The 24747-nt window shown below is 71.2% G+C and carries 24 protein-coding genes and 1 tRNA gene; 13 read left to right on the plus strand and 12 right to left on the minus strand.

The window, feature by feature from the left end:
- Positions 1-25 precede the first annotated feature (25 nt).
- The 3 genes from AA23TX_RS42080 to AA23TX_RS42090 are packed head-to-tail and all read left to right on the plus strand — an operon-like array spanning position 26 to position 2892.
- The gene (locus AA23TX_RS42080) at positions 26-772 is read left to right on the plus strand and encodes a cytidylyltransferase domain-containing protein (protein WP_196425832.1); all 747 of its coding nucleotides are present in this window, start codon (positions 26-28) and stop codon (positions 770-772) included.
- The gene (locus tag AA23TX_RS42085; protein WP_155548515.1) at positions 769-1746 is read left to right on the plus strand and encodes a PseG/SpsG family protein; all 978 of its coding nucleotides are present in this window, start codon (positions 769-771) and stop codon (positions 1744-1746) included. The genes AA23TX_RS42080 and AA23TX_RS42085 overlap by 4 nt, the downstream gene beginning before the upstream one ends.
- Positions 1747-1749: 3 nt before the next feature.
- The gene (locus AA23TX_RS42090) at positions 1750-2892 is read left to right on the plus strand and encodes an epoxide hydrolase family protein (protein ID WP_155548516.1); all 1143 of its coding nucleotides are present in this window, start codon (positions 1750-1752) and stop codon (positions 2890-2892) included.
- A gap of 153 nt (positions 2893-3045) precedes the next feature.
- Here AA23TX_RS42090 and AA23TX_RS42095 read toward each other — a convergent pair whose 3' ends face one another.
- The gene (locus tag AA23TX_RS42095; RefSeq protein WP_155548517.1) at positions 3046-3600 is read right to left on the minus strand and encodes a bacterial proteasome activator family protein; all 555 of its coding nucleotides are present in this window, start codon (positions 3598-3600) and stop codon (positions 3046-3048) included.
- Between the two features lie 134 nt (positions 3601-3734).
- Here AA23TX_RS42095 and AA23TX_RS42100 point away from each other — a divergent pair, with 134 nt between their 5' ends.
- Positions 3735-4934, plus strand: coding sequence for a cysteine desulfurase-like protein (locus AA23TX_RS42100; RefSeq protein WP_155548518.1), 1200 nt, complete (start codon positions 3735-3737; stop codon positions 4932-4934).
- On the opposite strand, the gene AA23TX_RS42105 is transcribed toward AA23TX_RS42100, so the two are convergent.
- Positions 4931-5908 carry an NAD(P)H-quinone oxidoreductase gene (locus AA23TX_RS42105; protein WP_155548519.1) on the minus strand — a complete coding sequence of 326 codons (978 nt, stop codon included), beginning with the start codon at positions 5906-5908 and terminating at the stop codon, positions 4931-4933. The two genes, AA23TX_RS42100 and AA23TX_RS42105, sit on opposite strands and share 4 nt — an antisense overlap.
- 82 nt (positions 5909-5990) lie before the next feature.
- On the opposite strand from AA23TX_RS42105, the gene AA23TX_RS42110 reads away from it, so the two are divergent.
- Positions 5991-7535: a M28 family metallopeptidase gene (locus AA23TX_RS42110; RefSeq protein WP_230863049.1), complete on the plus strand. Its 1545-nt coding sequence runs from the start codon at positions 5991-5993 to the stop codon at positions 7533-7535.
- A 50-nt stretch (positions 7536-7585) separates the two neighbouring features.
- On the opposite strand, the gene ypfJ is transcribed toward AA23TX_RS42110, so the two are convergent.
- Positions 7586-8515, minus strand: a complete 930-nt coding sequence (gene ypfJ / locus AA23TX_RS42115; protein ID WP_155548520.1) for a KPN_02809 family neutral zinc metallopeptidase — start codon at positions 8513-8515, stop codon at positions 7586-7588.
- A gap of 507 nt (positions 8516-9022) precedes the next feature.
- On the opposite strand from ypfJ, the gene AA23TX_RS42120 reads away from it, so the two are divergent.
- Positions 9023-9496, plus strand: coding sequence for a MarR family winged helix-turn-helix transcriptional regulator (locus AA23TX_RS42120; protein ID WP_196425833.1), 474 nt, complete (start codon positions 9023-9025; stop codon positions 9494-9496).
- 36 nt (positions 9497-9532) lie between these two features.
- On the opposite strand, the gene AA23TX_RS42125 is transcribed toward AA23TX_RS42120, so the two are convergent.
- From AA23TX_RS42125 to AA23TX_RS42135, 3 genes are all read right to left on the minus strand, one after another.
- Positions 9533-9619, minus strand: a tRNA-Ser gene (locus tag AA23TX_RS42125).
- A gap of 78 nt (positions 9620-9697) precedes the next feature.
- Entirely contained in the window at positions 9698-10537 is an 840-nt protein-coding gene (locus AA23TX_RS42130; protein WP_196425834.1) for a patatin-like phospholipase family protein, read from the minus strand.
- 31 nt (positions 10538-10568) lie between these two features.
- Positions 10569-10850, minus strand: a complete 282-nt coding sequence (locus tag AA23TX_RS42135; protein ID WP_155548522.1) for a DUF2277 domain-containing protein — start codon at positions 10848-10850, stop codon at positions 10569-10571.
- Between the two features lie 102 nt (positions 10851-10952).
- Between AA23TX_RS42135 and AA23TX_RS42140 the strand changes: the two genes are divergently transcribed.
- The gene (locus AA23TX_RS42140) at positions 10953-11894 is read left to right on the plus strand and encodes an Ldh family oxidoreductase (protein ID WP_196425835.1); all 942 of its coding nucleotides are present in this window, start codon (positions 10953-10955) and stop codon (positions 11892-11894) included.
- On the opposite strand, the gene AA23TX_RS42145 is transcribed toward AA23TX_RS42140, so the two are convergent.
- Positions 11891-12115: an RNA-binding S4 domain-containing protein gene (locus AA23TX_RS42145; protein ID WP_155548524.1), complete on the minus strand. Its 225-nt coding sequence runs from the start codon at positions 12113-12115 to the stop codon at positions 11891-11893. The two genes, AA23TX_RS42140 and AA23TX_RS42145, sit on opposite strands and share 4 nt — an antisense overlap.
- A 7-nt stretch (positions 12116-12122) precedes the next feature.
- Complete coding sequence (locus AA23TX_RS42150; RefSeq protein ID WP_155549424.1) at positions 12123-12929, minus strand: trypsin-like serine peptidase; 807 nt, start codon at positions 12927-12929, stop codon at positions 12123-12125.
- A 141-nt stretch (positions 12930-13070) separates the two neighbouring features.
- Here AA23TX_RS42150 and AA23TX_RS42155 point away from each other — a divergent pair, with 141 nt between their 5' ends.
- On the plus strand, positions 13071-13889 hold the full coding sequence (locus AA23TX_RS42155) for an SDR family oxidoreductase (RefSeq protein WP_155548525.1): 819 nt from the start codon (positions 13071-13073) through the stop codon (positions 13887-13889).
- A 122-nt stretch (positions 13890-14011) separates the two neighbouring features.
- Positions 14012-14638: a hypothetical protein gene (locus AA23TX_RS42160; RefSeq protein ID WP_155548526.1), complete on the plus strand. Its 627-nt coding sequence runs from the start codon at positions 14012-14014 to the stop codon at positions 14636-14638.
- Between the two features lies 1 nt (position 14639).
- Here the strand turns inward: AA23TX_RS42160 and AA23TX_RS42165 are convergent, their stop codons facing one another.
- Positions 14640-15299, minus strand: a complete 660-nt coding sequence (locus tag AA23TX_RS42165; RefSeq protein ID WP_155548527.1) for a response regulator — start codon at positions 15297-15299, stop codon at positions 14640-14642.
- Complete coding sequence (locus AA23TX_RS42170; protein ID WP_155549425.1) at positions 15296-16876, minus strand: sensor histidine kinase; 1581 nt, start codon at positions 16874-16876, stop codon at positions 15296-15298. Before AA23TX_RS42170 ends, AA23TX_RS42165 begins: the two co-directional genes overlap by 4 nt.
- A 191-nt stretch (positions 16877-17067) precedes the next feature.
- On the opposite strand from AA23TX_RS42170, the gene AA23TX_RS42175 reads away from it, so the two are divergent.
- The 4 genes from AA23TX_RS42175 to AA23TX_RS42190 all read left to right on the plus strand — a co-directional run bounded on the left by AA23TX_RS42175 (position 17068) and on the right by AA23TX_RS42190 (position 20746).
- Positions 17068-17874, plus strand: coding sequence for an ABC transporter ATP-binding protein (locus AA23TX_RS42175; protein ID WP_155548528.1), 807 nt, complete (start codon positions 17068-17070; stop codon positions 17872-17874).
- Positions 17864-18751 (plus strand): ABC transporter permease, encoded by an 888-nt coding sequence (locus AA23TX_RS42180; protein WP_155548529.1) that lies wholly within the window; start codon positions 17864-17866, stop codon positions 18749-18751. The genes AA23TX_RS42175 and AA23TX_RS42180 overlap by 11 nt, the downstream gene beginning before the upstream one ends.
- Position 18752: 1 nt before the next feature.
- Entirely contained in the window at positions 18753-19808 is a 1056-nt protein-coding gene (locus tag AA23TX_RS42185; protein WP_196425836.1) for an ABC transporter substrate-binding protein, read from the plus strand.
- A 227-nt stretch (positions 19809-20035) separates the two neighbouring features.
- On the plus strand, positions 20036-20746 hold the full coding sequence (locus AA23TX_RS42190; protein ID WP_155548530.1) for a G1 family glutamic endopeptidase: 711 nt from the start codon (positions 20036-20038) through the stop codon (positions 20744-20746).
- Between the two features lie 14 nt (positions 20747-20760).
- On the opposite strand, the gene AA23TX_RS42195 is transcribed toward AA23TX_RS42190, so the two are convergent.
- Together AA23TX_RS42195 and AA23TX_RS42200 are read right to left on the minus strand one after the other, a co-directional pair.
- The gene (locus AA23TX_RS42195; RefSeq protein ID WP_155549427.1) at positions 20761-21369 is read right to left on the minus strand and encodes a hypothetical protein; all 609 of its coding nucleotides are present in this window, start codon (positions 21367-21369) and stop codon (positions 20761-20763) included.
- Between the two features lie 107 nt (positions 21370-21476).
- Complete coding sequence (locus AA23TX_RS42200) at positions 21477-24386, minus strand: ATP-binding protein (protein WP_155548531.1); 2910 nt, start codon at positions 24384-24386, stop codon at positions 21477-21479.
- Positions 24387-24747: the final 361 nt, after the last annotated feature.

Here is a 24747-nt window from a genome sequence, read left to right on the forward strand (position 1 = left end):
TCGGTGACTGTGGCCGTCGGCCATCATGTCACCCATGTGCGCAGCGCCCGTGGTCAACGCCGTCATCCAGGCCCGGTCGACGTCGACCAGGCTCCCCGGCAAGGTGCTGCGCCCGCTCGGCGGCCGCAGCGTGCTGGGCTGGGTCGTCCGGGCCGCGGCGGCCGCACCCGGCGTCGACCAGGTCGTGGTCGCGACGTCTTCGGACGCTTCGGACGACGACGTCGCTTCCGAAGCCGCCCGCTGCGGGGCTCTTGTGGTTCGCGGCCCGCTCGACGACGTCCTGGAGCGGTTCGCGGTCGCGGTGCGCGAGCACCCCGCCGACGCCGTGATCAGGCTCACCGCCGACTGCCCGCTGCTGGACCCGTCGCTGATCGGCCAGCTCGTGACGCTGTGGCGGGCCCAGCCGTCGCTGGACTACGTGAGCACGACGCTGGTCCGGACCCTCCCGCGCGGCTTCGACGCCGAGCTGGTGCGGGCCGCTGTGCTTCTCGAGCAGGTTTCCAGCGCGACGGGCGCGCACCGCGAGCACGTCACCTCGGGCATCTACTCGCAGCCCACGCGCTATTCGTGCAGTGGTGTCGTCGTGAGTCCGGCGGCCGACGACCTGCGCGTGACGTTGGACACCGCGGAGGACTGGGCTGTGCTCGAAGCGCTCGTGGCCGAGCTGGGGGACGGCGTCGGCGACTGGCGCGCGGTGGTCGCGCTGCTGCGGTCGCGGCCGGAGCTGGTGGCGCTGAACGCGCACGTCGAGCAGAAGAAGGTCGGTTCGTGAGGCTGCTCCTGCGCGCGGACGCGTCGGCGTCGATCGGCGCCGGGCACGTCGCGCGGATGGTCGCCTACGCCGAGCGCGCGGTGGCGCGGGGGTTCTCGGTCGCGTTCTCGGGCCGGGTCGACAACGCCGAATGGCTCGCCTCGCGGTTCGACGAGCTGGGCGTCGCGCGTGTGTCCTTCGACGCTTCCGGGTTCGACGCGGTGGTCGTCGACCACTACGGCCTCGGTGACCTGCGCGAAGAGGTCAACGCGGCGGGCGCGCAGCTCGTCTCGATCGAGGACGACGTGTTCGGGCGCCGGCCCGCGGACATCGTCGTGGACTCGGGCTTCGCGGTTTCCGCCCGGCCTGACGACGGCTCGGACGTCTTGCTGAGGGGAATCGCGTACGCGCCGCTTCGGGACGTCGTGCGGGCTACGCGCCGAGTGCCGTCCGGGCCGCCGCCGCGCGTCACGGTGGCCCTGGGCGGCGGCGACCAGTGGGCGTCCACAGTCGGGTTGCTGCTTCGCGCGCTTCGCGACACGGAACTGCCGTTCGCGGCGGACGTCCTGGTGCGCGGCGAGCCTTCGCTCCCCGCGCTGCTTCCGGGCCAGTCGATCCGGGTTTCGCCACCGAGCCCGGCGCTGCTGGAGCTGTTCGCGACGACCGACGTCGCGGTGAGCGCGGCCGGCGTGACGTTCGTGGAGTTGTGCTGCCTCGGCGTCCCGACGGCGGCGGTGCGGCTGGTGGACAACCAGGAGCCGGGCTACCGGGCCGCCGTGGAGCTCGGCCTGACGGCCGGTCTCGGTCCCGCGGAGTCGTTGGCGGAGCGGCTGCCTTCGGTGACGGCGGTGCTGCGTTCGCTGTTGTCCGACCCGGCACTCCGGGAGCGGTTGTCGGCCGCGGCGTCGTCCACAGTGGACGGACGTGGGGTGGATCGGGTTCTGGATCGTCTCGAATCGAGGACCGGATCTGTCCGCGATGCTTCCTATCGTTGAGGCATGACCATCACCCCGTTCCGTGTGGACATCCCGCAGGCCGACCTCGACGACCTCCGCGCGCGCCTGGCGAACACACGCTGGCCCGACCAGCCCGCCGACGCCGGCTGGCGGCTCGGTGCGCCGGTGGATTACGTGCGTGAGCTGGCCGAATACTGGCGCACGGGCTTCGACTGGCGGGCGCAGGAGGAGCGGATCAACGGCTTCCCGCAGTTCACGACGACGATCGACGGCACGAAGGTCCACTTCCTGCACGTGGTCTCGCCGGAGCCGTCGGCGACGCCGGTGCTGCTGACGCACGGCTGGCCGGGCTCGATCGTCGAGTTCCTGGACATCATCGGCCCGCTGACGGACCCGCGCGCGTACGGCGGCGATCCCGCGTCGGCGTTGACGGTGGTGGTCCCGTCGATCCCGGGCTACGGCTTCTCGGGCCCGACGCCGACCCCGGATTGGGGCCCGGACCGGATCGCGCGCGCGTTCGCCACCTTGATGACCCGCTTGGGCTACGAGCGATTCGGCGCCCACGGCGGCGACTGGGGCGCGACCATCTCGCGGGAGCTGGCGGTCCAGTTCCCGTCGCGGTTGCTGGGGATCCACGTGACGATGCTGGCGTCGGCGGTGGTGCGGACCCCGTCGGACCTGGCGGAGCTGCCGGACCAGGAGGCCGGCCGCCGCTCGCTGGAGAAGGGCCAGGCGTTCTCGGCGTCCGGAACGGGCTACGCGATCATCCAGGCGACCAAGCCGCAAACGCTTGCGTACGGCCTCCACGATTCACCGGCCGGGCAGCTGGCCTGGATCGCGGAGAAGTTCCGGTCGTTCTCGAACACGGCGACGGACCTGATCGACCGCGACGACCTGCTGGCGGACGTGTCGATCTACTGGTTCACGGAGACGGCCAACTCCTCGGCGCGGTTGTACGCGGCGTTGAGCGGAGGCTGGGGAGCACCGCCGGCACCGAACACGGTCCCGACCGGAGTGGCGGTCTTCCCGGACGACATCGGTCTGCCGATCCGGGCGCTGGCGGAGAGGACGGACAAGATCGTCCACTGGACGGAGTTCCCCCGAGGCGGGCACTTCCCGGCGTTGGAGGAACCGGACGCCTTGATCGGCGACATCCGGAAGTTCTTCACCGAGCTGCGCCCCTGAGGGCCAGGGGGCCGGACAGCAGCCCCCGCCCTTCCCTGGGGGGCGTCCCCTTGGCCAGTCTATCGGTGCCCTCGGACAAAACTGCCGGAACGCGAGTTGTCCACAGGGGTTGTCCACATCCCCTCGGGTCTGTGGACAACCCCGGGACAACCGTCAGAGGTACTGGCCCGTCCCCGAGATCCCCGGCCCGTGCCCCTCGGGCCCGTGCCCGGCCGCCGAAGGCCCGGCCGGCAACCCCCGCCGCATCTGCTCCAGCTGCACTCGAGCCGCCATCTGCTGGGCGAACAGCGCCGTCTGGATTCCGCTGAACAACCCCTCGAGCCACCCCACCAGCTGAGCCTGCGCGATCCGCAGCTCCGCGTCCGAAGGCGTCGAGTCGTCCGTGAACGGCCGGACCAAGCGCTCCAGCTCGTCCTGCAGCTCCGGGGCCAGCGAAGCCGCCAGCTCCTTCACCGATGTCTGGTGGATCTCGCGGACCCGGGTGCGGGACGCGTCGTCCAGCGGGGCCGCGCGGACCTCCTCCAGGAGCTGCTTGATCATCGTGCCGATCCGCATCACCTTGGCCGGCTCTTCGATGAGCTCGCCCACCGCCTCGGCGTGCTCCGCGCCGTCGACAGGTGAACCATCGGAGCCGACTACCACCACGTGGGGTGAAGATTCCTGATCGGGGTCACCGGCTGTGAAGTTCGGCTCGGTCATGTGCTCCATCCTGGCTCGCCTTCGACACGCTCCGCGACACCTGCGGGGTGTCCGTCTCCGAGCGTAGCGGCTATCGGGGTTCCCGGTGGCTCTCCACCCAACCCCGGACGCACGGCGAAACCGCACGTCCGTACGGTGTCCCCATGGCGTTCGACGTCGCTCGTATCCGTGGGCTCTTTCCCGCGCTGGGTGACGGCTGGATTCACTTCGACGGCGCCGCCGGAATGCTGGTCCCGGAACAGGTCGCTTCGGCCGTTTCCACGGCGATGCGCGCCCCGGTGTCCGGGCCGGGTGGAGCGTTTCCGGCCTCACAGCGCGCGGAAAGCATCGTGACCGCGGCCCGCCGGGCCGTGGCCGACCTGGTCGGTGCCGACCCGGCCGGTGTCGTGCTCGGGCCGAGTTCGCCGGTGATGCTGCGTCGCCTCTGCGACGCGCTCGCCGAGCGCTGGACCATCGGCGACGAAGTCGTCGTGTCGAGGCTCGACGAACAAGCCAACCTCGCGCCGTGGCAACGCGCCGCGAAGCGCGTCGGTGCCGTCGTGCGGTGGGGCGAGATCGACATCGAGACCTGCGAACTGCCCGCGTGGCAGTACGAGCAGCTCGTCTCGGCGCGCACGAAGGCCGTCGCGGTCACGCTCGCGTCCGGTTCCGTCGGCACCCGCCCGGACGTCCCGACGATCATCGAGTTCGCCAAGCGGGTCGGCGCGCTGGTCGTCGTCGACGCCACCTACGCCGCGCCGTTCCTGCCGCTGGACATCAACGCGCTCGGCGCCGACGTCATGGTCGTGTCCGCCCAGGCCTGGGGCGGGCCTTCGGTGGGAGCGCTCGTCTTCCGCGACCCCGAGCTGATCGAGCGGATCGCGTCCGTCTCCCTCGACCCGGGAGCGCGCGGCGCGGCCCGGCTCGAACTCGGTCCGCACGCCTACCCGCTGCTGGCCGGGCTGATCGCGTCGATCGACTACCTCGCGGGCCTCGACGACGCCGCGTCCGGGTCGCGCCGCGAGCGGCTGGTCACCTCGCTCGGCTCGGCGAAGTCGTACCACGCCGGGCTGCTCGCCCAGCTGTCGACGGAGCTGCTGTCGCTGCGGCACATCATGGTCATCGGCAACGCGATGCGCCGCATCCCCGCGCTCGCCTTCGCCGTCGCCGGCAAGAAATCGCCCGAAGTCGCCGAGTACCTGGCGTCGCAAGGGCTGTGCGCCTTCGCCGACGACGGGGCAGCGGGCGTCTTCGCGTCACTCGGCGTCGGGGAAGTGGGCGGCGCCGTGCGGATCGGGCTCGCCCACTACTCCAACGTCTTCGAGATCAACCAGCTCGTGCGCGTCCTCGAAGAACTCCGCTAGGACTTCGCGGCCAGCAGGATCTTGCCGAACACCGAGCCTTCTTCGAGCGCGCGGTGCGCGGACGCGGCTTCGGCCATCGGCACGACCTGGCCGACGATCGGCTTGACGAGACCGTCGGCGACCAGCGGCCACAGGCGTTCCCGGACGTCGGCGACGATCGCCGCCTTTTGGTCCAGGGGCCGGAAGCGCAGGCCCGCCGCGAATACCGAAGCCCGCTTGCCGAGCAGCGTGCCGATGTTCAGCTCGCCCTTGATGCCGCCCTGCATGCCGATGATCACCAGCCGGCCGTCGGGCGCCAGCGCGTCGACGTTGCGGCCGAGGTAGGACGCGCCCATGTTGTCGAGGATGACGTTCGCGCCGCCGGTCTCCGCCTTGACGACCTCGACGAAGTCCTTTTCCTTGTAGTTGATCGCGATGTCGGCGCCGAGCTGGCGGCAGCGGTCGAGCCGGTCTTCCGAGCCCGCGGTGACGACGACGGTCGCGCCGAGCGCGTTGCCGACCTGGATGGCGTGCGTGCCGATCCCGCCGGCGCCGCCGTGGATCAGCAGCACCTCGCCCTCGGTGAGCTTCGCGTGCATCACGACGTTCGCCCACACCGTGCACGCCACCTCGGGCAGCGCGGCCGCGGTGATCAGGTCGATCTCGCCCGGCACCGGCAGCAGCTGCCCGGCCGGGACGACGGCCTTCTCCGCGTAACCGCCGCCCGCGAGCAGCGCGCAGACCTCGTCGCCGACGTTCCAGCCCTCGACGCCTTCGCCGAGTTCGGCGATCGTGCCGGAGCACTCCAGGCCGATCGTTTCGCTGGCGCCGGGCGGCGGCGGGTAGTGGCCCTGGCGCTGCAGGAGGTCCGCCCGGTTCACCGCGCTCGCCGCGACGTCCAGCAGCACTTCGCCGGGGCCGGGACGCGGGTCCGGGACCTCCGTCCACTCGAGAACGTCCGGGTCACCTGGCTCACGGATGGTGATCGCGTACATGTGTCGACTGTATACCGGCTGACGAAGTTCCCGCCGAATGACGCATTGACGTACTTCTCATTCGGAACAAAGGTGAGCAACCATGTCACTCTTCCGAAAGAGATTCCTCCCGCCGATGGCCCTGGCCGCCGGCGCGACGCTGGTGCTCGGCCTGACCCCGGCCGCCGCCGCGAACACGGTCCCCGACGGTCCCGCCCTGGCGAAGCAGCTCGTCAAGAAGGTCGACGTCAACGGCGTCAACCGGCACCTGATCGCCCTCCAGCGCATCGCCGACACCAACGGCGGCACGCGGGCGGCGAGCACCGAAGGCCACAAGAAGTCCGCCGAGTACATCGCGACCAAGCTCGAGGCGGCCGGCTTCCAGGTGACGCGCCAGGAGTTCCCGTTCACCTACTCGGAAACGCTGGCCGAAAAGCTGACCGCGGGCGGTCAGAACGTCCCGGTCATCGCGATGGAGTACACCGTCTCGACGCCCGTCGGCGGCATCACCGCACCGCTCGCCGTGGTCGCGGTCGACGACACCAGCGGCTGCGAGGCCACCGACTACACCGCCGACGTCGCCGGCAAGATCGCGCTGATCAAGCGCGGCGGCTGCTCGTTCGCGCAGAAGCAGCAGACCGCCGCGGCGGCCGGCGCGATCGGCGCGATCGTCTACAACAACACCGACGGCGACCTGAACGGGACCCTGGGGGACCCGGCCAACGCGAAGATCCCGACCGGGGGCGTGACCGCGGCCGCGGGTGCGCAGCTGGCCACCCTCGCCGGGCAGCCGGTGACCCTGGAGCTGCGCGCCTTGCAGGAGGCGCGGACCAGCTACAACGTCATCGCCGAGACCAAGACCGGCCGCAAGGACAACGTCGTGATGCTGGGGTCGCACCTCGACAGCGTCCCGGCCGGCCCGGGCATCAACGACAACGGCACCGGCTCGGCGACCCTGCTCGAGACGGCGCTGCAGCTGGGGAGCAGCCCGAAGGTCAACAACGGCGTCCGCTTCGGCTTCTGGAGTGCGGAGGAGTTCGGCCTGATCGGCTCCACCTACTACGTCGACTCACTGACCTTCGAGCAGCAGCTCGACATCGCGCTGTACCTGAACTTCGACATGATCGGCTCGCCGAACGCCGGGTACTTCGCCTACGACGGCGACAACTCCGACGGCGTCGGCGCGGGCCCCGGCCCGTACGGCTCGGCGCAGATCGAGAAGACCCTCGTCGACTACTTGCAGGCCGCGCGAGGCGTGTCCCTGGAGGGCACCGACTTCACCGGCCGCTCGGACTACGGCGAGTTCATCGCCGTCGGCATCCCGGCCGGCGGCCTGGACACCGGCGCCGAGGTCGTCAAGACCCCGGCGCAGGCGGCGAAGTGGGGCGGCACGGCCGGCATCGCGTTCGACCCGTGCTACCACCAGGCCTGCGACAACCTGGGCAACATCGACCGGGTCGCGCTGGACCGCAACGCGGACGGCGTCGCCTGGGCCCTCGGCGTCTACGCGACGAGCACCGAGAGCGTCAACGGCGTGCAGCCGGGCAAGAGCAAGGCGGCCAAGCAGAAGGCCGCCGAACGCGGTGCGCAGCGGAACTTCTCCGCGCGCGCCGTCGCCGGTCACGACCCGCACGCGCTGACCGCGTAACCACACGGAGAAGGGGCCGTCCCGCACCGGGACGGCCCCTTCTCCGCGTCTCACCCGAGGTTGCTGGCGCCGAAGGTGTCGCAGCGGGCCGGGTCGCCGGTCTGGAAGCCGGTGGTGAACCACTTCTTGCGCTGCGCGGACGTGCCGTGGGTGAACTTCGAACGGTCGACCTGGCCGCCGCCGAGGTTCTCCTGGATGTAGTCGTCGCCGATGCGGGACGCGGTGTCCAGCGCGGAGTTGATGTCGTCCTGGGTGACGTCGGTGATCAGCGGCTTGCCGCTCTCGGTCGGCGTCGTCGAGGCGTGGTTGGCCCAGACGCCGGCGTAGCAGTCGGCCTGCAGCTCCAGGCGCACCGAACCGGACGTCGGGCCGGTGCCGGTGCCCTTCTTCGACGTGCCGAGCAGGTTCTGCACGTGGTGCCCGTACTCGTGCGCGAGGACGTAGGCCTCGGTGAAGAGGCCGCCCTGCGCGCCGAAGCGGGTCTTCAGCTCGTCGAAGAAGGAAAGGTCGATGTAGACGTCGGAGTCGGCCGGGCAGTAGAACGGCCCGGTGTCCGACGTGGCGCTGCCGCAGCCGGTCCGCACGCCGCCGTTGAAGAACTTCGTCGGCGCCTTCTGGTAGGTCGAGCCGGAGCGCGCGAACTGCTGCGCCCAGTAGTCCTGGACGGAGTTCACGATCGCGACGATCGCGCAGTCGTGGTTCTTGTTGGCGTCCGCGCCGGTCTTGCACTGGCTCGACAGCTTGGTGTTGTCGACCTGCTGACCGGAGCCGACGCTGCCGAGCCCGCCGCTCAGGCCGCTGCCGCCGGGGCTCACCCCGCCGAGCTGGGAGAGCACGAAGTAGATGATCAGCCCGACGACGCCGAGTCCGCCGCCGCCGAGCGCAACGCGGCCGCCGATCCCGCCGCCGCCGCCTCCACCGCTTCCGCGCAGGTCCTGGACCTCGGAGGCATCCAGGCCGGCGTCGTCGTCGAATCTCACCCGGCGAATATAACGAGCCTGGGCGCGGCCGTCGCGCTGGCGGCCACACCCAGGCTCAGTACCGAGGTTGTGTCTTTGGTCGGCGGTTGGCCGCGAGTGGGGCCGGCGTTCAGGCGCTGTCGTCACGACTGCCGAGGTCGTGACCCGATACAGGCCCGATCGACGCCGTATGCGTGAACGCATGGAAACCCGCGCGGTGCTGTTCACAAGTCGCGCCCGGCCCGTTCGTGAGCCGTTCCGGTCGCGGGGACACAGCAGGCGGTCAACCGCGAGAATCACCCGCCACGCAACCACCTGACCTCTCCCGGCGGGGGGCCGGGCCGGCGCGTCACCGTCGTCGCGCCATACCCTGACCGACCATCCGCAGACAAGCAGAATGCGCCTTTTCCGGCCGAGTCTCAACCTTTTCGTAACCCCACCTCCGGGTGATGTTGCGACGGCATTTTTACCGGCCTGCAGTTCGGACTCGGACCGCGCGGTCCCTTGATCAGCGTTCTAGGCTGCCTTATGACCGAGGAGCGGCCTGTGCGTTGGTTGAACGATGCCGAGATGGCGGCGTGGCGCTCCTACATCGTGGCGACCTTGAAGCTGCGGCAGCGGCTGCACCGCGAACTGGCCGACCGGCACGACGTGTCGCTGACCGACTACGAAGTGCTCGTGTGCCTGGAAATGCAGACCGGTCACCGGATGCGGATGTCGGAGCTGGCCGTGCTGATGGGCTCGACGAAGAGCCGGCTGTCCCACCAGGTCGGCCGGCTCGAGGTCGCGGGCCTGGTCCGGCGCGTGCGCGACCCGGAGGACAAGCGCGGCGTCATCACGGAGCTGGCGGAAGACGGCAAGGCGCTACTGGAAAAGGCGGCGCCGACGCACGTGGAAGGGGTGCGCGAGCACCTGATCGACCTGCTGAGTCCCGTGGAACAGGCGACGATCGCCGCGGCGTTCGACCGGGTGCTGGGTCACCTGTCCGAGGCGGAGGGCTGAGCCCGGGCGCGGCTGGTTCGCGCCCGGGGCCCGGAGCGGTAGCGGTGGGATTCGAACCCACGGAGAGGTTGCCCCCTCGCATGTTTTCAAGACATGTTCCTTCGGCCGCTCGGACACGCTACCTCGCCCCACGAGGGTAGCCGACGGAGTCCGGGACACCGGGGGCCCGGCCCGGCGAGCGCGGCCGTCCCCGCGTCAGGCCTACGTCCAGCTGAGCGTCAGAGCCGCCCCTTGCGCGCGCCCCGCTTCCGCGGCCGGCCGGCGGGTCGCCGGGTCCAGCGGGTTCTCACCGATCGCCGCCACCGACGCCTCGTCCGGGGCGACCAGCGTGACCTCCGCGCCCGCCGCGCGCAGGTCGTCCAGCACCGCGAGCAGCGGTTTCTCCATCGGCAGCGGGGCATCGGGGCCCAGCGGCGAAACCACGGTGACGCGGGTGCAGCCCGTCGCGTAGTCGGCGTTCTCGGCCGAGCGGACGCCGCCGTCGACGTACCGGCGGCCGCCGATCGTCACCGCCGGCCAGACGCCGGGGACCGCGCAGCTCGCCGCCACCGCGTCCACCAGGGACACCCCGGAAGCGCGGTCGAAGCGGCGCGGCTCGCCGGTCTCCGCGTCGACCGCCACGATCACCAAGCGCTGCTCCGGCCACTCGTGCACCGGCAGGCGCGCCTCGATCACCGCGCGGCGTTCCCCTTCGGACACCGTTTCGGCCGCCAGCGCCAACCGGCCCACCGCGCGCCGGACCTCGGCCGGCGATGTCGAGCCGGTGACCGCGCCGCCGAATTCGGCCGCGAACTTCTCGAAGTCGATCTCGGCCGGGATCTCCGGGGTGTGGCGCGCCGGGTCGGCCTGGCGCGCGTACAGCTCGTCGAGCGGAGTACCGCTCGTCACCTGCGCGGCGACCACCGACCCCGCCGACGTCCCGACCAGCAGGTCCGCGCCCGTCAGGTCCTGGCCGTGCGCGGCCAGCCCGGCCAGCAGCCCCGTCGTCCACGCGATCCCGGCGACCCCGCCGCCACCCAGTACCAAACCCTGTCCGCCCATGCGGCCAGCCTATCGGCGGGGTCCGACAGTTTCAGGGGCGCTTGAGCGCCTGAGCCGCCATCCGCGCCCGGACCTCGGGGCGGCGCAACGGCGGGATCGTCGCCGGCGGCTGACGGCGTTCGGGCAGCTGTTCCAGCAGCCGCGCGGTGATCTCGGTGATCTCGGCGACCGCCGCTTCGAACGGCTCGCGCGTGGCGTCCGACAGCGACTGCACGCCGGTCACCTTGCGCACGTACTGGCGAGCCGCGGCCTCGATCTCCTCGCCCGTCGCGGACGGCTGAAGCCCTCTGAGGGTGGTGATGTTTCGGCACATGCCGCCCAGGGTACGACTCTTCGGACCTTCCGATCACACGGTCGGGTAGGCCCGGCCCCGGCGCGTTGACGCCGGTTCCCGCCGTTGGGCAGTGTCGGGGAAGTGCCTCTCAGACCGCGTCCCTTCCGATCCGCCCGCCCCGAACCCGTGATCGCCCAAGAAGAAATCCCCGAAACCCCGATCCCGGAACAGGCCTGGCCGCGCGTGCGGGCCGACGAGCTGGTCACCCTCGTGGCACACGTCTTCGCCGCCCACGGCTTTCCCGAAGCACGGGCCCGCATCGCGGCGGAAGCCCTGTGCCACGGCGACCTGACCGGTTCACCGGAGACCGGCGTCGCCGACCTGACCCGGATCCACCTGCCGATGCTGAAGACCGGGCACGTCGTGCCGCACGCCGAGCCGCTGATGATCGCCGACCGCGGCGCCGCCGCGCTGATCGACTACCGCCGCGCGTCCGGCCTCTGGGCGGTCGGCGACGCGATGGACCGGGCGGTGACGCGGGCCGGCCGCTTCGGCGTAGGGCTCGTCTCGCTGCGCGGCGTCGGCCCCTTCGGCCGGGCCGGGCACCACGCCGCGCGGGCCCTGCCGCACGCGATGATCGGGCTGGTGCTCGCCGCCGGCGGCGAACCCGGCCAGCCGATGAACCCCCTGGGCATGGCCGCGCCCGGCGGCGCGTACCCCGAGTTCGTCTTCGACATGGACCGCTCCGGCTCGGAAGGTGCCGGGCTGACGCTGCTGGTCGAGGTCCTCGCCGGAGTGCTCTCCGGCGTCGCCGACCACGAGCACGACACGGGCCTGCTGGTGCTCGCGATCGCACCGACGACGCTGCGCAGCGCCGACGGCTTCTACCGCGCGGCCAGCGCGCTGTTCGGCAGCATGCTCGGCTGGGACGGCGGCGCGCCGATCCGCTACCCCGGCTGGCGCGAGGCCCAGCACCTGGAGCAGTGCCGGGCTCTGGGGGTGCCCCTGTCCGGCCCGGTGCGCCGGGAGCTGGACGCGCTGGCCGCGTCGATCGGCCTGCCGCCGCTGACCAGCGTGGGCTAGCGCACGAGGATGACCTTGCCGCGGTTGCCGCCGACCGCCACGACGTCGCCGTCGGTCAGCTGGCGGCCGCGGCGGGTCTCCACCTCGTCGTTGACCGTGACCTCCTCCGCGTCGATCAGGTCCTTCGCGTGGGAGCCGTCTTCGGCGAGGCCGGCCAGCTTGAGGAACTGGCCGAGCCGGATCGGCTCGCCGGTGATGGGTACGTCGACGGGATCACTCATACGCGCATCATGCCCGGGCCGTCGTCTGCCGGTAGAGGGCCTGGACGTCCGTGTCGAAGTAGCTCGAATACGACGTGTCCGGGTCGTCGCCGCCGTACTCGAAGCCGCCGATGACGCCGATGACCGTGCCGAGCCGGGTCTTCGGGTCGGGCGCGGTCACCCACGGGCCGCCGCTGGTGCCCGTCGGGAAGCCGGCGCAGTCCACCTTCAGCTGGTACGTGTCCTGGCGGGTCGTCGTGTTCCGGCAGACCGCCGGGGCCTCGGAGTCGTCCGGGTAACCGGTGAGCGTGATGGCCTGCTCGAACTCGGTGCCGGTCGCGAGGGTGTTCGCCCCGACCAGGCTTTCCAGGGTCTTCGTGGCGCCCGCCTGGTGCGCGGTGGCGAAGCCGACATCGAGGTCCTGGTCCGACGACGTCGCCCAGCCGGGCGCGACGAGCTCGTCGGACACCGTCCAGTAGCCGAACGGCGCGACGCCGTCGTGGTAGGCGGGCGCGAACGTGACGCCGGTGAGGTAGCCGCCGCCCTCGCCGTCGTGGATGCAGTGGGCCGCGGTCAGCAGCACGTCGCCCTGGTCGCTGTGGACGACGCTGGCGGTGCAGTAGTGCGACCCGTCGAGGAACAGCGCGCCGACCGCCGGGCTCGACACCGCGGGCAGGTCGGGCGTCGACACCGGCGCCGCTTCGACGACCCCGGTGTCCGGGCCGGCCGCGTTCGCGGACCGCGGCTGCCGGGCCGCGAAGACCACGAAGGCCGCCCCGAGCAGCAGGACGGCGGCGAGGGTGAGCAACAGGACGGCGGGCCGCCGCACGCGCATCGCCTCCTCTTCACTCGCCCCCGGGTCGGTCGACCCCATCACCTTAAGGTGCCGCACCGACACGATCAGCACACCCACAGCAAGCTCACAGCCGCTAATATCCGTGACTCGGGGTAACACTGTGTAGCACTGGGAGGGCCGATGAAGCAGTTCGCGGACAAGGTCGTGGTGGTCACCGGAGCGGGCTCGGGGATCGGGCGGGCGCTGTCGCTCGAGTTCGCCCGGCGCGGGGCGCGCGTCGTCCTCTCCGACGTCAACGCCGCGAACGCCGAGGAGACGGCGAAGCTGGCCGGCGACAACGCCCGCCCGTACGTCCTCGACGTCGCCGACCGTGCCGCCGTGCTGGCCCACGCCGAGGAGGTCGCGGCGGAGTTCGGCCGCGTCAACGTCGTCGTGAACAACGCCGGTGTCGCGCTCGGCGCGACCGTCGAAGAGATGAAGTTCGAGGACTACGACTGGCTGATGGGCATCAACCTCGGCGGCGTCGTGAACGGCACGAAGGCTTTCCTGCCGCACCTGATCGCGTCCGGTGACGGGCACGTCGTGAACATTTCCAGCGTGTTCGGCTTCGTCGGCGTCCCGACGCAGAGCGCGTACAACGCGGCGAAGTTCGCGGTGCGCGGATTCACCGAAGCACTGCGCGAAGAAATGCTGATCGCGCGGCACCCGGTCGCGGTGAGCTGCGTGCACCCGGGCGGGATCAAGACCAACATCGTGCGCAACGCGCGCAGCATCTCCGACGACCAGGAGCAGGCCGCGCAGGGCTTCGAGCGGATCGCGAAGACGACGCCGGAGAAGGCGGCACAGACGATCCTGCGCGGGATCGAGCGGAAGTCGGCGCGGATCCTCATCGGACCGGACGCCTACGTCATCGACGCCATCCCGCGCGTCCTCGGCTCGGCCTACCAGCGGCCGCTCGCGATCCTGGCGCGCCGGGGGCTCAAGCAGATGGAAAGCTGAATCGCTTTCAGGGTGCGTATTCCGGACCCGGCCTTTCACCCAATGGAGTTGCGTTTCTGACAGGGCCGTCCGAAATGGTCCAGAATGCTTGGGGTCCGCGCGCCCCGTACCGGAGGTCTCCGATGCTTCGCACCGCACAGCGCAGTGCGACCCGTCCGTCCAGCGACCGCACCGCGGGGGAGCTGCTGGATCGCACCGGCATCGTCGCGGCGAGCCTGCCGCGGCGGCGCCGCACCGACGACGACGTGGCGGCCGCCGAGCCGATCTACACGCGGCCACCGGTGTGCGATCAGGACCTCCGCCCGAAGTCCGTGGTGATCCGGCGCCGCGCCCGCACGTGGCTCGGCAGCGGTGCCGCGGTGCTGCTCGTCGCGGTCGGCTGGCTGGCCGGCGGGATGGCCACCGGGAGCCTGTTCGCCCCGAACCGGGACGTCGCCCAGCTCGACGCGCGCCCGGCCGTCGCCGAAGCACCCGCGCACCAGCCGCGGGTCCCGCAGCCCCCGCAGGCGCCGGTGGCCACGCCGGCCCCGACGACCGTGTTCGTGCCGGTGCCCGCCAAGCCGGCCCCGAAGAACGTTCAGGCGCAGGCGAAACCGCAGGCGAAGAAGACCGTGCCCGAGGAAGACGATGTGCGCGCCGACCTGCCGTCGCCGACGCCGTCGAAGGCCAACCCGGTCCAGTCCTGGGTGGACGTCGCCGAAAGCATGATGCAGCAGTACCGCGTGGACACGACGACCGTCCGGCGCTGAGTCAGGCGTCGGACCAGCGGTATTCGTGCTCCGGGCGCCCGGTGGCGCCGTAGCGCAGCCGCATCCGGACCGACCCCGATTCGGCCAGCGCCGTGAGGTATCGCTGGGCCGTCGCCCGCGCCATGCCCAGCTCGCCGGCGACCTCCGCCGCCGACAGCGGGCGGCCCGCCCGGCACAGCTGCTCCGAGACCAGCCGGGACGTCGCCGTCGACTGGCCCTTCGGCGCGGACGTCCGGTCCTGGTCGTGCAGCACCCGGTACGCGCGGTCGACGTCGTCTTGGCCCAGCGCGCGGTCTTCGGCGAGCAGGCCGCGGAAGCGGGCGTACGACGTCAGCCGTTCCGCGAGCTGGCGCGTGGTGAACGGCTTGATCAGGTAGTTCAGCGCGCCGGCCCGGATCGCGGCCGCCACCGACGCGCTGTCGGTCGCCGCGGACAGCACGATCGTGTCGGTCTGCAGCTCCGGCAGCACCGCGAGGCCGGACTCGTCGGGCAGGTAGACGTCGAGCAGGATCAGGTCCGGCGCGAGCTCCCGGACGCGGGCGCGGGCCTCCGCCGCGGTGTGCGCGGTGCCGACCACCGCGAAGCCGTCGACCTCCTCGACGAACCCGGCGTGCACCCCGGCGACGCGGAAGTCGTCGTCGACGATGAGCGTGCGGATCATCCGTCCTCCGTCAGCATTCCGGGCAGTTTCGCGACGAACAGGGCACCCGTCTCGCCGTCGCCGGGACCGGTGGCCAGCCAGACGTCGCCACCGCGGGCGCGGGCCGCCTGCCGGGCGAGCGCCAGCCCGAGTCCGTGGCCGGGCGCGATCTTCGTCGAGACGCCTTCGTCGAACAACGTCCGCCGCAGCTCTTCGGGCACCCCGGGCCCACTGTCCACAACGGACAGGTGCAGCGTGCCGCCCTCGGCGAGCAGGCTGACCTCGACGGTCGCCGGCCGGCGCGGGCCCATCCGGGCGGCGTGCAGCGCGTTGTCGACGAGGTTGCCGATCACGGTGTTCGCGGCGATCGGGTCGGTCACCGTCGTCGGCACCCAGGTGTCGTCGGCGAGCCTGAGCGTGAGGCCCTTTTCCTGCGCCTGCTCGGTTTTCGCGACGAGCAGGGCCTGCAGGTACGGGTCGGCGACGGCGTCGCCCAGCTCGCTCGGCCGCGCCGACGTCGAATCCGTCAGCGTCTGCAGGTACTCGACGGCTTCGGTGTGGTGGCCGAGCTGGAGCAGCCCGTAGAGCGTGTGCAGCCGGTTCGCGAACTCGTGCCGCTGGGCGCGCAGGCCGTCGGACAGCGCGCGGATGCCGTCCAGCTCGCGGGTGACGGTGTCGAGGTCGGTGCGGTCGCGGAAGGTCAGCACGGTGCCGATCGGCCGGTCGTCGAGGTGCACAGCCCGGCTGTTGATGACGAGCACGCGGTTTCCGGCGACCGCCAGGAGGTTGTCCACCGGCCGTCCTTCGGCGACGGCCTTGTGCACCCGCGGGCTGAGCTCCAGCTCGGCCATCGCCGCGCCGATCGGGAGCTCGGTGCCGAGCAGGCGTTCGGCTTCGTCGTTGCGCACCGAGACGCGGTTCGCCTCGTCGACCGCCAGGACGCCCTCGCCGATCCCGTGCAGCACGGCTTCGCGTTCGTAGAGCAGCTCGGTGAGTTCGTGCGGTTCGAGGCCGTGCGTGACGCGCCGCAGCCGCCGGTTCAGCAGCGCCGACGCGCCCGCGCCGAGCAGCAGCGCGCCGCCCGCGAACACCAGCGTGATCGCCAAGAGGCGGTTGAAGTCGCCGGTCGGGTCGCCGACTTCGAAGCCGACGCTGACCTCGCCGACCACGCGTTGCCCCTGCCGGATCGGGGTCTTGCTGCGCACGGACAGGCCGAGCGTGCCGCTCTGCACCGCGCTGATCTCGTCCTCCCCGGCGAGAGCCCGGTCCGCCGGAGTACTGACCGGCTTGCCGATCTCGGACAGTGTCGGGTGGGCGAGCCGGATGCCCTTGTCGTCGGTGATCACGACGAACAGCGCCTCATTGGCCTTGGTGACGGCGAGGACGCGCTCCTCGAGCGGGCCGGCGGGGAGCTTCGCGGCCGCGTTCGAGACGACGACCGGGTCCGCGGCGACGGACTTCGCGATGGCCAGCGCGCGGCGTCCGTACTGGTCGGTGAGCGTGCGGGACAGGAGCACGCTGACCAGCGCCACCCCGATCCCGACCACCAGGGCGACCACGCCGATCTGCAGCAGCAGCACCTGCCTGCTGAACCGCATCCGCGGGAAGAGCGCCCACTTTGGCATGGCTGGGAACATACCCCCAGCTCACGGCCGTGCGCTAAACGAGCAAAACATTCAGAACGCGCGGCTCGCACGCAGAACGTCGACAAGCTTCACGCGAGCGCCACGCGTACTTAACGTCCCTTCCCAACGTGACAGGCACCACGTGACGAAGGAGTCACCTCCCCATGGTTCCCCCACTGATCGAACTCACCGGAGCCACCAAACGGTTCCCGAGCGGGTCCGGTTCCGTGCACACGGCCGTCCGCGACCTGACCATGACCGTCCAGCCCGGCGAGTTCGTCGCCGTCGTCGGCCCCACCGGCTGCGGCAAGTCGACGACGCTCTCGCTGGTCTCGGGGCTGCAGCCGCCGTCCGCCGGCCGGGTGCAGGTGAACGGCGAGGACGTGAAGTCGATCCCGGACGGCGTCGGCTACATGTTCCAGACCGACGCCGTTATGCCGTGGCGCTCGGTGCTGGAGAACGTCGCTTCCGGCCCGCGCTTCCGCGGGGTGCCGAAGGCCGAGGCCCGCGCGCAGGCCGTCGACTGGATCGCCCGCGTCGGGCTCGCCGGGTTCGAGAAGTACTACCCGCACCAGCTCTCCGGCGGCATGCGCAAGCGCGTCGCGCTGGCCCAGACGCTCGTCACCAAGCCGAAGATCATGCTGATGGACGAGCCGTTCTCCGCGCTCGACGTCCAGACGCGGGCGCTGATGCAGGACGAGCTGCTGCGGCTGTGGTCCGGGTCCGGTGCCGCGGTGATCTTCGTGACGCACGACCTCGACGAGGCCATCGCGCTGGCGGACAAGGTCGTCGTGCTGACTTCCAGCCCGGCCACCGTGAAGGACGTCTTCGAGATCCCGCTGGAGCGGCCGCGGAAGGTCGAGGAGCTGCGGCTCACCGAGGAGTTCCGCAAGCTCTACGCCGACATCTGGGAATCACTGCGCAGCGAGGTCGACAAGGCCCGTGAGAAGGGAGCGAGCAATGTCGCTTGAGACGCCGGCGGCCACCTCCGCCCCCCTCCCGGTCCTGGAGACCGAGCAGGACATCCTGGCCCGCGCGAAGCAGGCTTCTTCCCGGCGCAAGCGCAACATCTGGTTGCTGCGCCTGGCTATCGTCGTCGTCTGGCTGGGCAGCTGGGAGCTGACCGCGACGTACTGGATCGACCCGTTCTTCTACTCGAAGCCGTCGAAGATCTGGGAGCGGCTGGTCGAGTGGTTCGGCGCCGGCACCGACTTCGGCTCGATCTGGTACCAGATCCTGGTGACCGTCGAGGAGGCCGCGATCGGCTTCGTCATCGGTGCCATCGCCGGGGTCGTGTTCGGCGTCATCCTCGGCCGCAGCTCGTACCTGGCCCAGGTGCTCGCGCCGTTCATCAAGGCCGCCAACGCGTTGCCGCGCATCGTGCTCGCCGCGCTGTTCGTGATCTGGTTCGGGCTCGGGCTGTCGTCGAAGGTCGCGACCGTCGTCGTGCTCGTGTTCTTCGCGGTGTTCTTCAACGCCTTCACCGGCGCCCGTGAGGTCGACCGGAACCTGATCGACAACGCCCGCATCCTCGGCGCGACGCGCGGCCAGGTGCTCAAGTCGATCGTGCTGCCGAGCGCGACGTCGTGGATCCTGTCTTCGCTGCACGTCGCCTTCGGGTTCGCGCTGATCGGCGCGGTCGTCGGCGAGTACACCGGCGCCAAGGCCGGCATGGGCTTCCTGATCGCCAACGCGCAGGGCACGTTCGACACCGCGGGCGTGTACGCCGGCATGCTGATCATCACCGTGGTCGCGCTGCTCGCGGAGTGGGGCATCAGTTCGCTGGAGGGCAGGCTGCTGCGGTGGCGCCCGCCGTCCGCCGCCGACGCCGCGCACGGAGTGGTCTGACATGCGCTTGAAGAGGACAGTCGGCGTGGTGGCCGCGCTCGCGGTCGCGATGGCCGGGGTCACGGCGTGCCGCGACTCGCGGGAGATCGCCATCGGCACCTCCGGCCAGCCGCACATCAAGATCATGATCGGCGGCATCTCGAAGGTCATCTACCTGCCGGGCCAGCTGGCGCAGCAGATCGGCGCGTACAAGCGGCAGGGGCTCGACGTCGAGCTGTTCGACCAGCCGTCGGGGGCCAACGCCGAGACGTCGCTGCTCGCCGGCGAGGTGCAGGGGGTCGTCGGGTTCTACGACCACACGATCGACCTGCAGGCCAAGGAACAGTGCATCCAGAGCGTCGTGCAGTTCGCGAACGTGCCGGGCGAGGCCGAGATGGTCGCCACCGGCAAGGCCGGCGAGATCAAGTCGGGTGCGGACTTCAAGGGCCGCAACCTCGGCGTCACGTCGCTGGGCTCGTCGACGGACTTCCTGACGAAGGCGTTGGCCGCGCGCGGTGGCGTCAGCTCGAAGGAGTACACGCCGGTCAAGGTCGGCGCCGGGCAGACGTTCATCTCGGCGATGAACCAGGGTTCGATCGACGCCGGGATGACCACCGACCCGACGATCGCGCAGCTGACCAACACCGGTCAGGCGAAGGTGCTCTACGACATGCGCACGGTCGAAGGCACGAAAGCCGCTTTGGGTGGTTTGTACCCGGCCAGTTCGCTGTACATGGGCTGCGAAATCGTGAAGCGGTATCCGGACATCGTGCAGAAACTGGCCAACGCGTACGTCGAAAGCCTGAAGTGGATTTCGACGCACACGCCGGAACAGGTCGCCGACGTGATGCCGCCGTCGTTCGCCGGCGGGGACAAGGCGCTGTACGTGAAGTCGCTCAAGGACAGCCTGCCGATGTTCACGAAGGACGGCCGGATGGACCCGGCGGGCGCGCAGAACGTGCTGAAGGTGCTGGGCGAGTCGTCCAGCAATGTGAAGCCGAAGAAGGACAAGATCGACCTGTCGCAGACGTACACGACGAAGTTCGTGGACACGGCTCGCGCGCAGGCCCAGCAGTAGCCCCGCTCACCTCACCGGGCGGTGGGTGAGCGACATCGACCCGTGAAGGCCTCTTCCCCCGCGGAGGCCTTCACGGGTCTTTTCGTCTTTTCCGGAGCAAATCCGGCAAATCGTGAGTATTTCCCGGAATGTGAAGACCCTTCGAAAGTAGCTACCTTCTTTTTGGGGTTGCTCCAACACTTGGGGACACGGTTTTCCCGGTCCCCATCGGTGAACGGAGTCCCCGCATGTCCAGAATCCTTGCGTCGCGCGCTGTCCGCGTCCTCACGGCGGTTGCCGCGGCGGCCGCCGGCTTGGCCGTCTCGGGTACCGCCCATGCGGCGGTCGAGTACGGCTCGCACTTCCACGGGCACCAGTTCTCCGGCGGCAACTGGGGCGGATACGTCAGCTTCGGCAGCTTCACCACGGCGACGGCCAGCTGGACCGAGCCGAGCGTGACCTGCCGGTCGAGCAACGACCTCTTCGCGCCGTGGGTCGGCATCGACGGCGACGGATCGTCCACAGTGGAACAGACCGGCGTCGAGACGGACTGCTCCAGCGGGCGTGCGGTGTACTCGGCCTGGTACGAGATGTACCCGGCCGCGCCGGTGTACTACAACGTGTCGGTGAGCGCGGGCGACCACATCACGGCGACGGTGACGCGCACCGCCACCAACACCTACCGGCTCGACCTGTCCGACACCACCAAGGGCTGGACCAAGACGACCACGAAGTCGCTGACGTCGAAGCACGCGTCGGCCGAGGCGATCATCGAGTCGCCGACCGACTCCTACCCGACGATCTCCGGCGGCATCACGTTCACCGGCGTCAAGTTCAACGGGACGAACCTGGCCTCGACCAGCCCGTCCGCGCTGAACGCCGACGACCGCGGGACGAACACGTGGATCCCGGGCGCGATCGGTTCGGACGGCCAGAGCTTCACGATCTCTCGGCACTGAGTTGGCCCAAGCGGTCATTTGAGGTTGTTGATGGCCCAGGAGACCACCATGACCGCCAGGATGAGGGAGATGACGGCCTGCAGCATCATCGTCATCTTCGCCCAGATCCGCAGCGGCATGACGTCGGTGGGGCTGAAGGCGGCCGCGTTGGTGAACGAGAAGTAGAGGTAGTCCAGGTAGGACGGTTCCCAGTCCTGGTGCGCCAGGTCCGGGTCGGCCATCTGCGGGAACTGCAGGTCGGGGAACTCGGCCCGGCCTGCGGCCCGCCGGCCCGGGCCGCCGCGGTCGAACTCCCAGTACCAGAGCGAGAAGGCGACGATGTTCGTCCAGTAGACGATCCCGCCGGTTACCAGCACGGCCCCGGCGCGGTCGCCGATCGAGCTGGTGACGATGCCGTAGACGAGCTGCGCCGCGGACGCGCCGTTCACCGCGGTGACGGTCGCGACCAGCGGCAGCGAGATGGCCCGTTCGACGGCGCTGAAGTGCGACATCCGGCCCGGGTTGACCAGCAGCAGCGCGACGACGAGCAACACGGAGACGGAGGGCAGCAGCCACCGCGGGTGCAGCGCCATGTCGTCGGGCAGCACGACCTGCAGCACGAGCGTGGCGACGACGACGCCCATCGCGGGCCAGCGCGTTTCGCCGGAGGTCCGCCGGCGCCACGCGGGAAGGGCAGCTTCAGTCACCGGCCCACGTTAGGACTCTCCCGCCCACCGCGCCAACGCGTAGCTCAGCCGGCCGGGGCCGTGGTGACTTCGCCCGGCAGCTTGCGCGCGACATCCGTGCGTGAGCGCGCGCCGAGCTTGCGCAGGACCTTCGCCACGTGCTGTTCCACCGTCCGTGGCGAGAGGAACAGCCCGTCCGCGATCTCCCGGTTCGTCCGGCCCTCGGCCAGCATCCGCGCCACTTCGCGCTCCCGCGGAGACAACTCGCTCCCGTACCCGCGCCGTCCGCGTTGCGAAGGCGCCCAAGCTCCGTGTTCGCGCAGCTGGTGACGGCACCGGCCGGCATCCCGCGTCGCGCCCAGCTGTTCGTACGCCTCGGCCGCCGCCGTCAGCTCCTCGACCGCGTCCCGGTTGCCCGCCGCCAGGCGGCACATCGCCGCCCGCTCGCGCATGCCCGTCGCCGGGTACGGCATCGGCAAGGCCGCGTACCCCGCCGCCGCTTCGTCGAACAGCGCCGCCGCGGCCAGCTGCTTGCCGCGTGCCTCCAGCAACACCGCCCGGCCGGCGATCAACGCCGCCGTCGCGACCGGGGCGTCGCGGTCTTCGATGCCGCGGGCGAACGCCTCGACCACGTTGTCGGCTTCCGGCCAGCGCCCGGCCCGCGCGTACGCCTGCGCCGCCGCCGGGACCAGCGCCGCCGCCCAGATCCAGACGCCCTTGCGCCCGGCCGCGGCCACCGCCGTGTCGGCCGCCGCGCACGCGCCGTCGACGTCGTCGGTCGCGAGCAGCACCGTGATCAGGACGCCGGCCGCCGACAGCACCACCGGGATCGGCCCGCGGTCCGGCGCGTGCACGCTCGCCGCGGTCAGGTGCCGTTGCGCGGCGGCGAACTCGCCGCGCACGGCCGCCAGCCCACCGAGCACGAGCGACGACTCCATGACGATCGGGCCGAGCTCCGGATAGCTGTCGCGCAGCTGTTCCGCGGCTTCGGCGAGCCCGCTCCAGCGCCCGCGCACCCAGTCCAGCCGGACGCGGGTGCCCTGGATCAGGCCGATCGCGTACAGCGCGCCCGCGTCGGTCGCGCGCCGGACGCCCTCGGTCACCAGCCGTTCCGCCCGGTCGAGGTGACCGGCCCACGACTGGCCGTCGGCGAGGTTGCACCACAGCCGGGCCAGCTGGACGCGCTCGGCGACCGTGCCGACGGTGTCCGGCAGCGCTTCGAACTCCGTCCACGCCGAGCCGTCGCCGACGTGGGACGCCGCCGCGATGCGATCGGCCGTCAGCGCGAGCCGCAGCTCGGGGTCGTCGAGCCGCTCGTACACCTCGCCCGCGCGGGCGCGCCAGGATTCGTGCCACGACAACGGCGTCAGTCCGTCGATCGGCTGCGCGAGCAGCGTGATCCCGCGCGCGGCGAGGTCGGGCCGGTCGGTCAGCTCGCCGATCGCGCGCTCGACTTCGAGGCGGCCGCGGCCGAGCCCGCCGAGGGTCCGGACCTGCAGCATGCCGAGGCTCAGCCGGATCGAGCCGCGGACCGACGGCGGCAGCGTCACCTCTTCGAGGACGCGCTCGAGCGTGCCGATCACGTCGGGGCGGAACCCCCGCAGCGCGACCTGGCTCAGCTTGCCGGCAACGCGCCCGGCGTCGGACTGCGCGGGACCGGGTTCGGCCAGCACCGACTGCAGGAGGTCGATCGCGCGGGACGTCTCGCCGCGCGTGACGGCCTCGTCCGCGGCGGCTTCGGCGTAGTGACGCCACTGGTCGACGCGGCCGGCCGCGCGGGAGTGCCGGGCCAGCAGCGTGAGCGGTGGGGACGGCTGCGCGGCGAGCACGCGGATCGCCTGCGCGTGCAGCAACGCGCGCTCGGGGCCGGTCACCGTGTCGTAGACCGCCTTGCGCGCCAACGGGTGCCGGAAGCCGTACTTGCCGTCGCCGACCTCGCCGAGCACTCCGCCGGACAACGCCGCGAGCAGCGCGGTGCGGAGGACGTCGTCCGGCAGCCCGGCCAGCTCGCCGAGCACGCCGGCTTCGGCGCCGACGCCGAGCACCGCGGCCGCGCCGGCCAGCCGCACCGCCGGCTCCGGCAGCGCGGAAAGCCGTTCGGTGACGGCTTCCCTCAGCAACACCGGGACTTCGAGGTTCTCCAGCATCCGGTCGGAGAGGATCTCACCGACCGGCAGCCGCTCGGCCGCTTCGCGCAGGGCCCGCAGCGTTTCTTCGACCACGAACGGGATCCCGGCGGTGCATTCGTGCAGCTTCGCCGCGAACTCGTCGGTGACGCGGGGCAGTTCGAGGATTTCGACCGCGAGCTTGCGCACCGCGGTGACGTCGAGCGCGCCCAGCGCGACACGCGCGGAGTGGACGGCCGGGTCGGTCCGGAAAGGAGCACCGAGCGGGCCGGGACGGACGTCGGTCGCCGACCGGAAGGTGGCGACCACCGCCAGTTCCGGTGGCATCGTGCCGGCGAGGAACCGCATGAGGTCGCGGGTGTCCTCGTCGGCCCACTGCAGGTCGTCGATCAGCACGAGTGCCGGTCCGCACGCCCGCAGGAGCTCCCGCACCGCGCGGAAGACGCGGTGGCGTTCGGCGACCGGGTCGGCGAGGGGCTCGGGCCGCGGGGGAAGCGCTTCCGCGAGCTCCGGCAGCAGCGGCCGCAGCACGCCGGCGACCGGGCTGAGCGGGCCGAGCGGCGTGTCACCCACCGCGCGAAGCGCTTCCAGGACGGGCCCGTAGGGAAAGGGTTCCCGCAACGGCTGGCAAGCGCCGGTGAGGACGCGGCTGCCTTCGAACTCCTTGCGCCGCCCGATCTCGGCCAGCAGCCGGGTGCGGCCCATGCCGGGCTCGCCCTCGATCAGGACCGCGGCCGGGCGGCGCTTCAGCACGTCGACGATGGCGTCCAGCTCGGTGTCGCGGCCGGTCAGCCGGGCGGGTCCCGACCGGACGGACACCGAGGTGGGGCGGGGAGCCGTCAACCACATACGGACCTCCTCGACGTACACCGGGGGCTGTGCGCGGAGCCTAAGCAGCGTTGATCGGTCCGTAAACCATTAACCGAATAGGTGGTCGGTACCGCCCTCACACGTCCGCCTACCGGCTGTCACCGGTTTGCCACGGGATTCGCCGCTCCCGGGACACAGCGCGTGTGAAACGCCGGTGCGCAGCCCGTTCCGGCCGTACATAACGCGTTCCGGGAGGGGTGACGACTACCGAAAGTAGTCTACGGAAACCCTACTTAAGGACCTGTCCGACCGGGTGACAACGCGCGGCCGGGACCGCTTGGAGCAGGGGATACGTCCGGGGTGAATGCGTATACCCATTCGCCGGGTGCCCGGATTGCAC

Source organism: Amycolatopsis camponoti, assembly GCF_902497555.1.
GTDB lineage: Bacteria > Actinomycetota > Actinomycetes > Mycobacteriales > Pseudonocardiaceae > Amycolatopsis > Amycolatopsis camponoti.

Bases quoted from the DNA above. Each gene is read 5' to 3' on its own strand.
- AA23TX_RS42080 (WP_196425832.1), top strand. From the start codon at position 26: ATGTCACCCATGTGCGCAGCGCCCGTGGTCAACGCCGTCATCCAGGCC.
- AA23TX_RS42090 (WP_155548516.1), top strand. From the start codon at position 1,750: ATGACCATCACCCCGTTCCGTGTGGACATCCCGCAGGCCGACCTCGAC.
- AA23TX_RS42095 (WP_155548517.1), bottom strand. From the start codon at position 3,600: ATGGAGCACATGACCGAGCCGAACTTCACAGCCGGTGACCCCGATCAG.
- AA23TX_RS42100 (WP_155548518.1), top strand. From the start codon at position 3,735: ATGGCGTTCGACGTCGCTCGTATCCGTGGGCTCTTTCCCGCGCTGGGT.
- AA23TX_RS42105 (WP_155548519.1), bottom strand. From the start codon at position 5,908: ATGTACGCGATCACCATCCGTGAGCCAGGTGACCCGGACGTTCTCGAG.
- AA23TX_RS42110 (WP_230863049.1), top strand. From the start codon at position 5,991: ATGTCACTCTTCCGAAAGAGATTCCTCCCGCCGATGGCCCTGGCCGCC.
- AA23TX_RS42120 (WP_196425833.1), top strand. From the start codon at position 9,023: ATGACCGAGGAGCGGCCTGTGCGTTGGTTGAACGATGCCGAGATGGCG.
- AA23TX_RS42130 (WP_196425834.1), bottom strand. From the start codon at position 10,537: ATGGGCGGACAGGGTTTGGTACTGGGTGGCGGCGGGGTCGCCGGGATC.
- AA23TX_RS42135 (WP_155548522.1), bottom strand. From the start codon at position 10,850: ATGTGCCGAAACATCACCACCCTCAGAGGGCTTCAGCCGTCCGCGACG.
- AA23TX_RS42145 (WP_155548524.1), bottom strand. From the start codon at position 12,115: ATGAGTGATCCCGTCGACGTACCCATCACCGGCGAGCCGATCCGGCTC.
- AA23TX_RS42150 (WP_155549424.1), bottom strand. From the start codon at position 12,929: ATGCGCGTGCGGCGGCCCGCCGTCCTGTTGCTCACCCTCGCCGCCGTC.
- AA23TX_RS42155 (WP_155548525.1), top strand. From the start codon at position 13,071: ATGAAGCAGTTCGCGGACAAGGTCGTGGTGGTCACCGGAGCGGGCTCG.
- AA23TX_RS42160 (WP_155548526.1), top strand. From the start codon at position 14,012: ATGCTTCGCACCGCACAGCGCAGTGCGACCCGTCCGTCCAGCGACCGC.
- AA23TX_RS42165 (WP_155548527.1), bottom strand. From the start codon at position 15,299: ATGATCCGCACGCTCATCGTCGACGACGACTTCCGCGTCGCCGGGGTG.
- AA23TX_RS42170 (WP_155549425.1), bottom strand. From the start codon at position 16,876: ATGCGGTTCAGCAGGCAGGTGCTGCTGCTGCAGATCGGCGTGGTCGCC.
- AA23TX_RS42175 (WP_155548528.1), top strand. From the start codon at position 17,068: ATGGTTCCCCCACTGATCGAACTCACCGGAGCCACCAAACGGTTCCCG.
- AA23TX_RS42180 (WP_155548529.1), top strand. From the start codon at position 17,864: ATGTCGCTTGAGACGCCGGCGGCCACCTCCGCCCCCCTCCCGGTCCTG.
- AA23TX_RS42185 (WP_196425836.1), top strand. From the start codon at position 18,753: ATGCGCTTGAAGAGGACAGTCGGCGTGGTGGCCGCGCTCGCGGTCGCG.
- AA23TX_RS42190 (WP_155548530.1), top strand. From the start codon at position 20,036: ATGTCCAGAATCCTTGCGTCGCGCGCTGTCCGCGTCCTCACGGCGGTT.
- AA23TX_RS42195 (WP_155549427.1), bottom strand. From the start codon at position 21,369: ATGGGCGTCGTCGTCGCCACGCTCGTGCTGCAGGTCGTGCTGCCCGAC.
- AA23TX_RS42200 (WP_155548531.1), bottom strand. From the start codon at position 24,386: ATGTGGTTGACGGCTCCCCGCCCCACCTCGGTGTCCGTCCGGTCGGGA.